This is a genomic window from Devosia sp. XGJD_8, assembly GCF_046614475.1.
Taxonomy (GTDB): domain Bacteria; phylum Pseudomonadota; class Alphaproteobacteria; order Rhizobiales; family Devosiaceae; genus Devosia.
On record NZ_JBKJHF010000001.1, the window covers coordinates 1,818,215 to 1,830,075 of the forward strand.

An 11,861-nucleotide genomic window follows, 5' to 3' on the forward strand; every position below is an offset into this window, starting at 1 on the left:
CGGTCAGGTGTTTGTCAGCAAGTACCCGGAAATGGGCGCCTTACAGCGCGCTGACAGACCGCATCACAATCTCGTCACTCCCTTCCGCGTAAAAGGCCCATTGATTTGCCAGCGCGAGGACTTCGAGATGGATCACTTATCCGGCCGGCAGGGCCATTCACCCCATGAGGTGGATGCAGGCCAGTGGGTGTTCACCGGCGACATGCAGGACCGTGGCCGGTTCGACGCCCGATGCGCCTGGTGCAGGAAGGCGGACCTGCGCATTACCTTTGAAGTTCGGCAGGCCGTCGCAGACCCGACGTGTCATGTCTGCCAGGTCTGCATGGGCCGCGGCACGGTACAGGTCGAGCAGAACGGCCGCCTGCTCGAGGGAGCCGAGCGCAACAGCCATGTCAGCGAACTCGTCATGCGGCTGATGCACCGGACCTGCCGCGACGTGCTGCGCGACCTGATGGCGCGCAGCGATGATCCGGCTTTGCCGGAAATCGCCGTCTATTTCGATCGCAACCTGCAGCTCTCGCCCGGCCACGCGGCCACCCTGCTGCTGGCCCTGGCAAAGTCTGGTCTCGATGCCGACCCGGCCATCTTCGCGGTCCAGCTGCGCAGCACGGCGCATCGGCTGGAATTCGCCGACCTCAGCGAGCGGGAAAAGCTCGCGCTCTGGCCGGTGCTCTCGCCCGCCATTCGCAACCGGCTGATCTGGCTGGGTTTTGCCCCGCAGCGCTACGCCACGCCGCGGCAGCCCGGCGCGCGGCTCCGCCCGGCCAGGCTCCCGGCTTTCTCCTGACACAACAACGGCTCCTGGAAGGATCCAAAATGCGCTTATCTGCCCTGCCTGTCGTGGCCGCACTCGTGGCCCTCGGTGCCACCCCGGCCCTCGCCCATCACAAGGCGGGCCACCAGATTCCGCCCGGCCAGATGAAGAAGCTCTACGAGCCCGCCGCCACCATTCCCGACGACGTCGAGCATGTCTGCCTCGTCACCACTGCCCGGCGCGGCGATCCCTATGCCCGCATCACGCGGACGGAGTGGCTGCCGAGGCCAGAGGCACTGCGGCTGGCCGATGCGGGCGACAGTTTCGTCATCTACCATCCCAGCGTGAATGACGAACCGGGCTGCCTCGACTTCTGACGCCAGGGGAGCGGGCATCGCTCTCCGGAGATCTGCCGGTTGCCCCTACGGCACGTGGCGCGTAGGATTCTGGCGATTCTTGGCGTGTTGCCCGGAGCTGGCACGTCTCTGCTTTCGTGCGGGGCTTGGTGCCAGGAACGGCTGCGCGGGTGAGCGCGGCGCACCCAAGGATGCAACACCATGCAGCTACGCACCCTCCTGGCCATCGTTGTCGGCATCACGACCCTGATCGCACTCGTCGTCCTGTCGGGCGTCTTCAGTGCCGGGCTTAATGACTATCGCAGCGAAACGGCCGAGCAGGCCGTGCGCGTGCGGGCCACGACGCTCGGGACGATGCTCGAGCGCAGCCTGCACGAGGAGTGGCGCAATGTCGAACTCGCCGCCGCCGCGATCACGTCGGTGGCTGACCGCCAGGCGCTGCAGGATCGTATCGACGCCATGGGCGCCACCAATGAAAAGGTGTCTTGGATCGGCATTGCCGCTCCCGACGGCACGGTGCTGGCCAGTACGCGCGGCATGCTGGTGGGCGAGAATGTCGGCCAGCGCGACTGGTTTCAGCAGGGGTTGACCGGTCCCTTCGCCGGCGACGTGCATGATGCGCTGCTGCTGGCCCGGCTGATGCAGCCGGAGGCGAGCGACCCGCTGCGTTTTGTCGATTTCTCCGCGCCGGTGCTGGACGCCAGCGGCAATGTCATCGCCGTCCTGGGCGCCCACGTGAACTGGCAATGGGTGCGGGGCATCGTCGACGAAGCCGCCCAACTGCTCGAGCTCGACGCCATCGTGGTCAATCGCGAAGGCACCATTATCCTGTCGACGGCCGTCATCGACGAAAGCGTCGCCGAGGTGAACTCGCTCCAGGCCGCGCGCCGCGGCGTTGCGGGCGTCTTTGAGGAAACCTGGCCCGACGGCGTCCGCTACCAGGTGTTCACGGTTCCCAACCTCACCTATGGCAGCATGCCACCCTTTGGCTGGAGCCTGGTGGCGCGCCTTGATCCGGCCGCGCTGGCGGGGCCGCAGCAGCGGTTTCAGACCCGGTTCGGTCTTGCGGCAATCGCCGCCTGGGCGCTGGTCCTCGCCGCCTTCGTCTTTGTGGCGGGCATCCTGATCATGCCCCTGCGGCGGATCAGCAGTGCGCTCCTGGCGCAGGCCAGGGGGCAGCCCGTGACCTATGTCCGGGAGCATCGCCGCTTCAAGGAAGTGCAGGTGCTGTCCGAGGTGCTGGCAAGGTTGCAATCGGGCGGTCTGGACGCTCCGCCGCGCTAGTGGATCGTGCCGGCAATGATGCGCCGCAGGATCCCCGCCGCCATGCGGCTGTTGGCCACCGCGCCGGTGCCCGGTGCGCCCGACTGGGTGTGCAGCTTTTGCACCAGCAGTTCGCGCTGATCGGTAGTGAGGGTGATATCCGCATCGATCGTCGCGCCCACGGTGAGGGTGATCCGACCCGGAATGCTGCCGATGCCGGCAACGGCGATCTCCACCTCAGCCCCTGCGGGCAGCGACAGGCCGCGCAGGCGCACGGCCTCCTGGTGGATATCCTCGAGCCAGGCGTTCCAGCGCCGCGTGCCGCTGGTCACCAGCACCTGCTCTGGCCGCATCCTGAGCAGGGAGGCGGTGCGCGGCAGCTCGATGCAGACCAGCATGGTCCCCGCCAGCACCAGCAGATTGTAGAGTGTCCAGAACAGGATGACCGGCTTGCCTTCGCCGGCTCTCGCATCGAACAGGTAGCTTGAGGTCAGGCCGATCAGCAGCCCGAACAGGGTCAGGGCGAACAGCACGATGAAGCGGCGCATGATGGTCCACTGCACCACGATATCGCCCCGGGCGCCGCCCTTCATCGTCACCTGGAAGGCGTGGCCATGTGGTCGGAACAGGCCCACGATCGCGGCGCGGGAGATTTCCAGCGCCCCCACCAGCTGGCTGATGTCGTTGACGATGGGTACGAACATCCCCACCGACACGAAATTGAGAAAGACCATCGTCGCTAGGTAGTAGGGTACGAAATAGTAGATGATGTCGGTCATCCGCGCATCGACGACGATGGCGCCGAAATACCAGTAGAGCAGGGGGAAGAGGATGCAGGCCAGCCGGAAGGGAAAGGTCGTCAGCCAGTAGGCGGCCGATTCGAGAATGCTCAGGCGGTCGCGGAACCGCAGCTTTTCGCGACTGAACGGACCAACCCGGCTGTGCAGGATCTGCATCAGGCCCAGGCACCACCGCGCGCGCTGCGTGATATATTCCTTGAGCCCCTCCGGCGCGAGGCCCTCGCTCAGCGGCTCGTTGAGATAGATCGTGGCATAGCCATGCAGCGCCATTGTCGAGGTGAGGAGATAGTCTTCGGTCACGCTGGCCGTCGGCATGTCGCCGATGGTCTCCAGCGCCGCCCAGCGCATGATGGATGAGGTGCCACAGCACACCGCCAGGCCCCAGGCATCGCGGGACGGCTGCATATAGTCAAAGAAGAAGCGCTGCTCGTCCGGATAGGAGCGGCTGATGCCCAGATTGTGCTGGATCGGGTCGGGGTTGAAGAAGTGCTGCGGCGTCTGCACCAGCCCCACCGAGGGATCGGCGAACAGCGCCAGGCCCCGCGTGAGGAAGTCCCGATGGGGCACGAAGTCGGCGTCCAGCACCGCCACGAAGTCTGGTGGACGGCCGCTGGCGCGCAGCAGCCCCAATGCGTGGTTGATATTGCCGGCCTTGCTGTCCCTGTTGTCCGGGCGCGTCACATGGGTCACGCCCAGCTTGCGGCAGTGCTCGGCCAGCCAGTCGCGGCGCCCGTCATCGAGCACATAGATCCGCTTGCGCGGATGGTCGCAGGCCAGCGAGCCGATGATCGTGCGTTCAAGCACCGCCCATTCCTCGTTGTAGGTGGCGATGAACACGGCCACCTCGGCCTTTGGCGCTCCCTGTTCGGCCAGTTGGCGGTCCACATCGCCGGAGCGGTTGCGGTGGCGGGAGAGAATGACGAAAGCTGACATGCCCGACAGCACGGTGCCGGCCTCGATGGCGAAGAACGACCAGCTCGCCACTGCGTCCAGCGTCAGCCCGGCAGGCGCCAGGGTTTCGGTCAGCCGCCAGTGGAGATAGCGGAGGCTGAAGGCAATCGCGACCACCGCCAAGGCTACGCGCGCGGGCCAGAAATCATGCTTGAAGAAGGGCAGGAGGCTGACGGCGAGCCCGACAAGCAGGATGCTGGGTGCCAGGACGACAAGCCATTCGGGCAGAATCAGCATCAGAGACCCAGGCCGGCCAGCAGGTCACCCAGCCAGCTCGTGGGACCATCGCTGAACACCACGCGACCGGACTTGCCGATGGGGCACGTGCCGCCACTGTCCAGTCCCGCTCCTTCTAGGAAAACCGCATAGCCTTCCAGCTGCTGGTCGGTGGGATTGACCGCCATGGTCTCGTAGACGGTGCGTGGCCCCGTGCCGGCCAGCAGGCTCACCGACACCTGGACCACCCCGCCATTGTGGAAGCGGAACTGCGCCAGATCGCCCGGCTTAAGATCATTGTAGAGCCGCTGGTCGACCGTGGCGTGAACGAACAGGGCTTCGCAATCGGCGATACGCGCAACGGGCTCCCCTTGCGGCAGGAGGTCGCCACTATGGGCAGAAAGACTCCACACAATTCCCGAGACCGGCGAGCGCAGCGCTACGGTGTTGCCGGCGACCTGCTGGGTGCGAAGTGCTGCCCTTGCGCTCTCATAGGCCCTGAGCCGTTCCAGCGCCTGGCGCTGCGCCAGTTCGGAGACGTCTGCGGCACCCTCATAGGCCTTGAGGTCGGCCGCCGCCTGCAGGCGGCCGTCGAGGACCCAGGCGATGTTCTCTTCCCCGGTGTCCCGCGCGACGCCGGTCCCGGCAACTTCGCCCGCCGAGACCCGGCCGCCGATCGGTGCGGTGGACAGCTGGATCCGGCCATCGATCGGCATGCGCAAAGTGGCGAGGCGCGTGTTCACATAGGCATTGCTGCTGGAGCCGACCAGTTGTTCGCCCACGATGATGTAGAGGGCAAAGAGGATGGCCAACAGGCCGACGATACGCACCGCATACTTCAAGACAGTCTCCCGATATTCCAGACGGTTATCCGGAGCCCCCGCCGCCAACCTCGCAATCGCCCCTGAAGTTTGTGTCTCCAGATTCGATAAAATTGTATCCGCGCGATTGTCGGTGCCTCAATGGCCCTCTGGCAGGCTGCTCTCACATCCCGGAGTTTCCCGACTTGCCCCAGATAAAGACCGCAGACTGGATCATGACCTGCCTGCTGGGCTTCGTGATCGTTCTGGTGTTCGGCGCAGCCTGCCTGCATGTCGCAACCGTCGGCGGGCCGGAATGGATCGCGGGCGACGAAGTCGAGATCTTCCTCAAATTCGCGGCACTGACCGCCGCCGCCGTGGTCGCCGAAATCTGCTGGAAAGCGGTCGCGCCCGGACGCCGCACGGAGTAGGTCGCTGCTAGCGATCCTGCTCGTCGCTCCACCCCTTGGCCCAGAACAGTCCGACAATCGCCCCCTTGCTCGAGGGCAGGATAGCGATCGGAACGATGATGGACAGCGGTACTAGAACGTAGAGGTAAACCAGCGGATTGCCGTGCCCGGTGAGCTCCATTTCGAGCATGAAGAAGCCGATGATGTGCACCATCACGGTGATCACCACCAGCGGCAGCAGCAGCCCGACCTTGTAGCGGGACAGCGGCTCGTTGCAGGCGGCGCAGTTGTCGACCTGCTCGATGTAGTGATGGAAGAGCCAGGCATCGCCACAGAGAGGGCACCGGCATTTCAGCCCCCGCCAGATTGCGGGCCATACGGCATTGAGGCGTCTCGCGTGGGGATCGGGGGGCATGGCAGTTCCTTTGAGTGGCAATCCATCGTGACTGCTCATGGTAGCACGGGCGGGGCAGGATGCCTCAGGGGGCCGGCCTTGTCGCAATGAAGCCCCCGACTGCCAGGGCGATGACGACTAGCGCTGCACTGGCTGGCAACGGCAGCGACTGGGAGCCGATGGCGAGCGTGACACCCCCGGCTAGGCTCGCCAGGGCCACGCATCTGGTGCGCAGGCCAATGGCGCCCTTTGCCCGCCAAATACGCAACGGCGCCCCGATTGTCGGCAGACCGTAGAGCCAGGCTTCCAGGCGAGGCGATGAGCGAGAAAACAGCCATGCCGCAGCCAGCAGAAACGGCGTCGTCGGCAGCAAAGGCAGCACCGTTCCGGCCGCGCCCAGCCCCAGCATCAGGTATCCGGTGGCAAGCATGATTGGGCGCATCGCGGTGTCTCTCGTGTCGAACGGGCAGGGCCCTTCTAGCAGCGCGTATGCCCTCGGTTCTTGAGCTGGAACAAATGCGGGGCGATCGCCTGTCCCTAGCCGTGCGTGGCAATGATGCGGAATGCCGATTTCGAGAACCGGAAATCAAACCTCCCGAGCTGTTCGGCAAGCGCATCGACGCGGCGCTCGAGGCTGCGCCGGTAGAGCTCGGTGGTCTGGCCTTCGACCCGCTCGAGCAGCCATGGCCGGAAGGGGCGGAGATTGCGCGTTCGGGCGCCCAGCAATGTCACGAGGTTTCGCGCCAGCGGGGAAAGCGTCTCGGCCGCCTGCGGCAGCATCAGCACCTCGCGCAGCGCATTGTGCACCGCCGTCCAGTCGCCGCGCGATATGTGGTGGGCGACATTGCCAAAGTGCCCATGGCCCTTGAGGTCGATCACCACCAGCTCGGCAAGCTTGTCGAGGTGGACGGTGCTGCCGTCCTCGCACAGCAAGGCGTCGATGGCATCGGCATAAAATGGCGTGATCTTCATGGCCTGTCCCCGCAGCTTTGCGGAACGTCTAGGCGATGGGCGCGTCACAGTCCTTGCTCTGGGACAAGCAAGATCGGGTTTGCTGCGGGTAGATTTGGGCGTGAAGCAGGCGGGAGGGGCAGCCGGGGAGAGGGTTCGCCTTGGCGGCATAAGCCACGTAATGTGATCTGACCCGGGTGTTGGAGCATATCTATGATCTGACCCGGGACTTGGAGCATTTCGTTGAGTGACATCGAGAGCCTTGCTGCCAAGCGCCGGCGCCGTCGGACATTCTGGTATCTTGTCCTGCTGGCTGCGGTGGTCGGTGGCGCGGCCTGGCTTGTCCTCAACCGCCCATGGGAGCCCAAGCCGGCCATCGTCGGTGTCGAGGTGGTGACCGAGGGGCCTGCCAGCCGGGTCCTCGCCATCAATGGCCGGGTGAAGCCGACCGAGCAGGTCGAAATCAGTTCAACGGTGTCGGGGCGCATCCTGAGCGTTGCCGCGGCCGAAGGGGAACTGGTCACAGAGGGCACGCCGCTGCTCGTCATCGACGATACCCAGCAGCGCGCAACGGTGGCGCAGGCCCGCTCGCAGCTCAACGGCGCCGAGGCGCAGCGCAACAAGGCCCAGGTGGACCTGGAGCGCGCCGAGGCGCTCACGGCCTCGGTGTCGCAACGGTCACTGGATGATGCGCGCCTGGCGGCGGAAACCGCCCAGGAGGAGGTCGACCGGCTGAGCTCGCTGCTCGATCAGGCCGAGGACCTGCTGGCCCAGCACATCGTCAAGGCGCCGTTCGACGGCACGATCCTGAGCCGGGGTGCCGATGCGGGGCAGGTGGTGAGCAGCTCGACGCCGCTCTTCCTGATCGCCGACCTCGCCACCCTGCATGCCGAGGCCAGCGTCGATGAACTCTATGCCTCGGAAATGCGCCGCGGACTGCCTGTCATGGCGCGTCCGGCCGGCCATTCCGAGCTGATCGCGGGGGAGGTCATCCATGTCTCCCCCAGTGTTGACGCATCCACCGGCGGCCGTCTCGTGCGCGTCTCACTGCCGGGGGCCGGTGAGCGCAATCTGCCGGTCGGCCTGACCGTGATGCTCAACATCGAGGTCGAGGCCCGCGACAATGCCATCACCATCCCGCGCGAGGCCCTGGCGGCCGCAGGCCAGCCCGCCGTCTATGTGGTGGAAGATGGCCGGGCCGTGCTGAGGCCCGTCCAATATATCGACTGGCCCTCCGATCGGCTGATGGTCACCCAGGGACTGTCGGGCGGGGAAACGCTGATCGTCGACAGCACGCTGGTCGAGGCCGACGGGGCTCTCGTCGCGGTCGGGGAGTAGGGCGGTGCTCTACAGCATCAAGATCGCCACGCGCTATCTGACGGCCACGCGCGGGCAGTCGCTGCTGCTCGTTCTCGGCGTGGCAGTGGGCGTCTATGTCTTCGTCTTCATGAGCGCCCTGATCGGTGGGCTCGCTGTCTTGCTCATCGACCGCACGGTCGGCAGCATCGCCCATGTCATCGTCGAGCCGGCCGATCGCAATCCGGCCTTGCTGGAGGAGGCGCCCGGCACCTTGCTTGCCGTGCTCAAATCGAGCCAGCAGCGGCCGACGCTGCAATCGGCCGAGGCCTATCTGCCGATCCTCGAAACGGCGCCGCATGTCTCGGTCGTCGTGGGCAAGCTGCTCGGCAACGGCTTCATGGTGAAGGGCGAGGCCGTTGCGCCGGTACAGATCACCGGCCTGGACTCCAAGGATATCTCGGCCATTGCCGATATCGACGCCAGCCTGGTCGCGGGTTCGAGTGAGCTGATGCTCGGTACCGCCGTCATCGGCAGCGGCCTGGCAGAGTCCCTCGGCATCGGCATCGGGCAGTCGCTGGTGATCCGCTCCGAGCGCGATGTCGAGCAGTCCATCACCATAGGCGGCATTTTCCAGCTCGGCCTTGCCGCCGTCGACGATGCGGCCGTCTATCTCAACATCCGGGCGGCCCGCGTGCTGCTCGATCTGCCCGAGGGCCTGTCGCGCTACGAGATCAAGCTCGATGACCTGCAGCAGGCGCGCATCGTGGCCGATGATCTGCGGGCGCGGACCGGCCTCAAGGCCACCGCCTGGCAGGACCAGAATGCGCAGCTGCTCGAGGGACTGACGGCGCAGGCACGCTCGGGCGACCTCATCAAGGGCTTTGCCCTTGTCACCATCATCATCGGCGTGGCCAGTGCCCTCCTGCTCTCCACCTATCGTCGGCAGAGCGAGATCGGCATCATGCGGGCCATGGGCGCCAGCCGGGGCTTTGTGGTCACCGTCTTCGTCATTCAGGGGGCGCTGGTCGGCCTGGCTGGCGGGCTGCTCGGGGCAGGGCTGGGCTACCTGTCGCTGCTGCCATTCCCGCCGCCCGAACTGACCAGCGGCGGCGGCCTGCCGGTCGACTATCGCCAGGGCGCCTATGGCGCGGCGATTGCCCTGACGCTGGCCGGCGCGATTGCCGCCGCCCTCTGGCCGGCCTACGCGGCCTCGCGCATCGACCCGGTCAAGGCGATCGGCCCATGAGCGACGGGCAGCTGGTCGAAGTGCACGACCTCACCAAGGACTACGAGGAAGGCGACAACGTCGCCCGCGTGCTCAAGGGCGTGCAGTTGGAGGTTGCGCGCGGCGAACTGGTTGCGCTGCTCGGCCCCTCCGGCTCGGGCAAGTCGACCCTGCTCAATATCCTTGGCACCCTCATGCGTCCCACTGCCGGCTCTGTGCGCATCCTGGGGCAGAGCCTAGTTGGCGCGGACGACTTTGTGCTCACGGAGTTCCGCAATCGCCATATCGGCTTCGTGTTCCAGGCCCACCTGCTGCTGCCCGATTTCACCGCGCTTGAAAACGTGATGTTTCCGGCCGCCGCGCGCCACGGGCGGGAGCGGCGGGAAGACCGGGCGCGGGGCAGCGAACTGCTCGACCGCGTCGGCCTGTCGGATCGGCGTGACTATCTCGCCAGCCAGCTTTCGGGCGGGCAGAAGCAGCGCGTTGCCGTCGCCCGCTCGCTGATGAATGCGCCCGAACTGGTGCTAGCCGACGAGCCGACCGGCAACCTTGATCGGGAGAGTGCCGACCGCGTCATGCAGCTGCTGACCGAGATCAACACGTCCGACGGCACAGGCTTCCTGATCTCCACCCACGACGAAAAGATCGCTGCCCGCTGCCGCCGGCAGATCTACATGGTGGATGGCAAGATCGCCGACGACAGCCGCTAGCAGCCGGCGTCCTGTGCCGCCCGGCGCACCCAACGCCCGGTTGACATATATATTCGCATTTGCTAATGCATGTGCATGAAGATGATTGATCTGGAACCACGCGCCGGAGACGCTGTCGAGCTGCTCGCGGCGATGGCCAACCAGAAGCGGCTGCTGATCCTCTGCCATCTGATCGACGCTGAGCTCAGCGAGGGGGAACTGTCGGCACGCATCGATCTGGCGCAATCGCCGCTGTCGCAGCATCTGTCCAGGCTGCGCGCACTGCATCTGGTTTCGGCCCATCGCCACGGGCAGTCGATGCGATACCGGCTGGCCTCGGAAGAGGTGGGCCGGCTGCTTTCTACCCTGCACGGAATCTATTGCGCCAAAGTCAGTGACACGGCCGCGCCGCCCACTTCAAACGGAGACAATGCATGAGCACCGATCGGCACGTCGTCTGCACCGGATGCGGGGCCGCAAACCGCCTCCCTGCCGAACGCGACGCCCTGGACGCCAAGTGCGGCAAGTGCGGGGAGCCGCTCTTTTCGGGCCGGCCGAGCGATGTGAAGGGTACCGCCTTCGAGCGCCAGATCGGCAAGAGCAGCATCCCGGTCATCGTCGATGTCTGGGCGCCCTGGTGCGGTCCGTGCCGGGCCATGGCCCCCGAATTCGAAAAGGCGGCGCGAGCCCTTGAGCCGCGCGCCCGCTTCATCAAGCTCAATTCCGACAGCGAACAGGCCGTCGCATCCCGCCTGGGCATTCGCGGCATACCGACGATGTTGCTGTTTCGCGAGGGCAGGGAAGTCGCCCGGGTCTCTGGCGCCATGTCGGCCGAACAGATCGGTCGCTGGGTTGGCGAACAGCTCGGTCCGGCGCGGTGAGCTGAACGGCGACAGCTGAGGAAACAAACGCTCCATCCCCCCGGCGCTTGATCTCCGTCAAGTGTGGCCCTTGCGCCGGGAGGTAGTCTTCATTCTTGCAGCAACCAGGCTTCCAGGGATTGGCGGCGCAGCAGCCCAGCCAGGTCCCGCCGGGCAGGACCAGTCACGGCCATACGATCTGGCACGCCCATTTCGCTCTTCGAACGCAAAGGAACCAAGACAATGTCTCTCCATATCGGCGACGTCGCACCCGATTTCAGCATCGACTCCTCCAAAGGGCCGATCAGCTTTCATCAATGGGCAGGCGATTCCTGGATTTTCTTCTTCAGCCATCCGGCCGATTTCACGCCGGTCTGCACCACCGAAATGGGCCGCACGGCCCAGCTGGCCGGTGAGTTTGCCAAGCGCAATACCAAGCCGCTGGGGCTCTCGACCGATACGGCCGCGGAACATCTCAAGTGGATCGACGACGTCAACGCCACCCAGCACACCAATGTCGAGTTCCCCATCGTCGCCGATGCCGACCTCAAGGTGGCAAGGCTCTACGACATGATCCACCCGTCGCAGAGCTTTACCGAGGCAGTGCGGTCGGTCTTCATCATCGATCCGGCCAAGAAGATCCGGCTCACCCTGACCTATCCGATGAATGTCGGGCGCAATTTCGACGAGATCCTTCGGGTCATCGACGCGCTGCAGCTTGCCGACAAGAGCAAGGTGGCCATGCCGGCCGACTGGCGGCCGGGCGACAAGGTCATCATCCCGCTCTCGGTCACCGACGATATGGCCAGGGACCGGTTCCCACAGGGCTGGGAAGCGCCGCGTCCCTACCTTCGGCTCACCGATGTGAAGTAACGCCCCAACATTCCCTGACC

General features: G+C 65.6%; 15 protein-coding genes. 10 read left to right on the top strand and 5 right to left on the bottom strand.

Features of this window, described 5'->3' with window-relative positions:
• The first annotated feature begins 127 nt into the window (after window positions 1-127).
• From ACLI1C_RS08520 to ACLI1C_RS08530, 3 genes are all read left to right on the top strand, one after another.
• The gene (locus tag ACLI1C_RS08520; protein WP_411396438.1) at window positions 128-787 is read left to right on the top strand and encodes a hypothetical protein; all 660 of its coding nucleotides are present in this window, start codon (window positions 128-130) and stop codon (window positions 785-787) included.
• Window positions 788-816: 29 nt separating this feature from the next.
• Complete coding sequence (locus tag ACLI1C_RS08525; protein ID WP_411396439.1) at window positions 817-1,131, top strand: hypothetical protein; 315 nt, start codon at window positions 817-819, stop codon at window positions 1,129-1,131.
• Between the two features lie 180 nt (window positions 1,132-1,311).
• Window positions 1,312-2,394, top strand: a complete 1,083-nt coding sequence (locus tag ACLI1C_RS08530; protein WP_411396440.1) for a cache domain-containing protein — start codon at window positions 1,312-1,314, stop codon at window positions 2,392-2,394.
• On the opposite strand, the gene ACLI1C_RS08535 is transcribed toward ACLI1C_RS08530, so the two are convergent.
• Together ACLI1C_RS08535 and ACLI1C_RS08540 are read right to left on the bottom strand one after the other, a co-directional pair.
• Window positions 2,391-4,361, bottom strand: coding sequence for a glycosyltransferase (locus ACLI1C_RS08535; protein WP_411396441.1), 1,971 nt, complete (start codon window positions 4,359-4,361; stop codon window positions 2,391-2,393). The two genes, ACLI1C_RS08530 and ACLI1C_RS08535, sit on opposite strands and share 4 nt — an antisense overlap.
• A complete protein-coding gene (locus tag ACLI1C_RS08540; RefSeq protein WP_411396442.1) occupies window positions 4,361-5,182 on the bottom strand; it encodes an HlyD family efflux transporter periplasmic adaptor subunit in 822 nt (273 codons plus the stop codon). Before ACLI1C_RS08540 ends, ACLI1C_RS08535 begins: the two co-directional genes overlap by 1 nt.
• A gap of 164 nt (window positions 5,183-5,346) precedes the next feature.
• Here ACLI1C_RS08540 and ACLI1C_RS08545 point away from each other — a divergent pair, with 164 nt between their 5' ends.
• Complete coding sequence (locus tag ACLI1C_RS08545) at window positions 5,347-5,571, top strand: hypothetical protein (protein WP_411396443.1); 225 nt, start codon at window positions 5,347-5,349, stop codon at window positions 5,569-5,571.
• A 7-nt stretch (window positions 5,572-5,578) separates the two neighbouring features.
• Here ACLI1C_RS08545 and ACLI1C_RS08550 read toward each other — a convergent pair whose 3' ends face one another.
• The 3 genes from ACLI1C_RS08550 to ACLI1C_RS08560 form a co-directional block, all read right to left on the bottom strand.
• Complete coding sequence (locus ACLI1C_RS08550) at window positions 5,579-5,965, bottom strand: DUF983 domain-containing protein (protein ID WP_411396444.1); 387 nt, start codon at window positions 5,963-5,965, stop codon at window positions 5,579-5,581.
• A 64-nt stretch (window positions 5,966-6,029) separates the two neighbouring features.
• Entirely contained in the window at window positions 6,030-6,374 is a 345-nt protein-coding gene (locus ACLI1C_RS08555; protein ID WP_411396445.1) for a YbaN family protein, read from the bottom strand.
• Between the two features lie 107 nt (window positions 6,375-6,481).
• Complete coding sequence (locus tag ACLI1C_RS08560) at window positions 6,482-6,916, bottom strand: hypothetical protein (protein WP_411396446.1); 435 nt, start codon at window positions 6,914-6,916, stop codon at window positions 6,482-6,484.
• A 222-nt stretch (window positions 6,917-7,138) separates the two neighbouring features.
• On the opposite strand from ACLI1C_RS08560, the gene ACLI1C_RS08565 reads away from it, so the two are divergent.
• The 6 genes from ACLI1C_RS08565 to ACLI1C_RS08590 all read left to right on the top strand — a co-directional run bounded on the left by ACLI1C_RS08565 (window position 7,139) and on the right by ACLI1C_RS08590 (window position 11,841).
• Entirely contained in the window at window positions 7,139-8,233 is a 1,095-nt protein-coding gene (locus ACLI1C_RS08565; RefSeq protein WP_411396447.1) for an efflux RND transporter periplasmic adaptor subunit, read from the top strand.
• Window positions 8,234-8,237: 4 nt separating this feature from the next.
• Window positions 8,238-9,440: an ABC transporter permease gene (locus ACLI1C_RS08570; RefSeq protein ID WP_411396448.1), complete on the top strand. Its 1,203-nt coding sequence runs from the start codon at window positions 8,238-8,240 to the stop codon at window positions 9,438-9,440.
• Complete coding sequence (locus tag ACLI1C_RS08575; RefSeq protein WP_411396449.1) at window positions 9,437-10,129, top strand: ABC transporter ATP-binding protein; 693 nt, start codon at window positions 9,437-9,439, stop codon at window positions 10,127-10,129. The genes ACLI1C_RS08570 and ACLI1C_RS08575 overlap by 4 nt, the downstream gene beginning before the upstream one ends.
• A gap of 75 nt (window positions 10,130-10,204) precedes the next feature.
• The gene (locus tag ACLI1C_RS08580) at window positions 10,205-10,546 is read left to right on the top strand and encodes an ArsR/SmtB family transcription factor (RefSeq protein WP_411396450.1); all 342 of its coding nucleotides are present in this window, start codon (window positions 10,205-10,207) and stop codon (window positions 10,544-10,546) included.
• Window positions 10,543-10,989, top strand: coding sequence for a thioredoxin TrxC (gene trxC / locus ACLI1C_RS08585; protein WP_411396451.1), 447 nt, complete (start codon window positions 10,543-10,545; stop codon window positions 10,987-10,989). The genes ACLI1C_RS08580 and trxC overlap by 4 nt, the downstream gene beginning before the upstream one ends.
• A 222-nt stretch (window positions 10,990-11,211) precedes the next feature.
• The gene (locus ACLI1C_RS08590; RefSeq protein ID WP_411396452.1) at window positions 11,212-11,841 is read left to right on the top strand and encodes a peroxiredoxin; all 630 of its coding nucleotides are present in this window, start codon (window positions 11,212-11,214) and stop codon (window positions 11,839-11,841) included.
• Window positions 11,842-11,861: the final 20 nt, after the last annotated feature.

Coding starts and splice junctions, on each gene's coding strand:
- ACLI1C_RS08520 (WP_411396438.1), top strand. CDS start 128: ATGGATCACTTATCCGGCCGGCAGGGCCATTCACCCCATGAGGTGGAT.
- ACLI1C_RS08525 (WP_411396439.1), top strand. CDS start 817: ATGCGCTTATCTGCCCTGCCTGTCGTGGCCGCACTCGTGGCCCTCGGT.
- ACLI1C_RS08530 (WP_411396440.1), top strand. CDS start 1,312: ATGCAGCTACGCACCCTCCTGGCCATCGTTGTCGGCATCACGACCCTG.
- ACLI1C_RS08535 (WP_411396441.1), bottom strand. CDS start 4,361: ATGCTGATTCTGCCCGAATGGCTTGTCGTCCTGGCACCCAGCATCCTG.
- ACLI1C_RS08550 (WP_411396444.1), bottom strand. CDS start 5,965: ATGCCCCCCGATCCCCACGCGAGACGCCTCAATGCCGTATGGCCCGCA.
- ACLI1C_RS08555 (WP_411396445.1), bottom strand. CDS start 6,374: ATGCTTGCCACCGGATACCTGATGCTGGGGCTGGGCGCGGCCGGAACG.
- ACLI1C_RS08560 (WP_411396446.1), bottom strand. CDS start 6,916: ATGAAGATCACGCCATTTTATGCCGATGCCATCGACGCCTTGCTGTGC.
- ACLI1C_RS08575 (WP_411396449.1), top strand. CDS start 9,437: ATGAGCGACGGGCAGCTGGTCGAAGTGCACGACCTCACCAAGGACTAC.
- ACLI1C_RS08580 (WP_411396450.1), top strand. CDS start 10,205: ATGAAGATGATTGATCTGGAACCACGCGCCGGAGACGCTGTCGAGCTG.
- trxC (WP_411396451.1), top strand. CDS start 10,543: ATGAGCACCGATCGGCACGTCGTCTGCACCGGATGCGGGGCCGCAAAC.
- ACLI1C_RS08590 (WP_411396452.1), top strand. CDS start 11,212: ATGTCTCTCCATATCGGCGACGTCGCACCCGATTTCAGCATCGACTCC.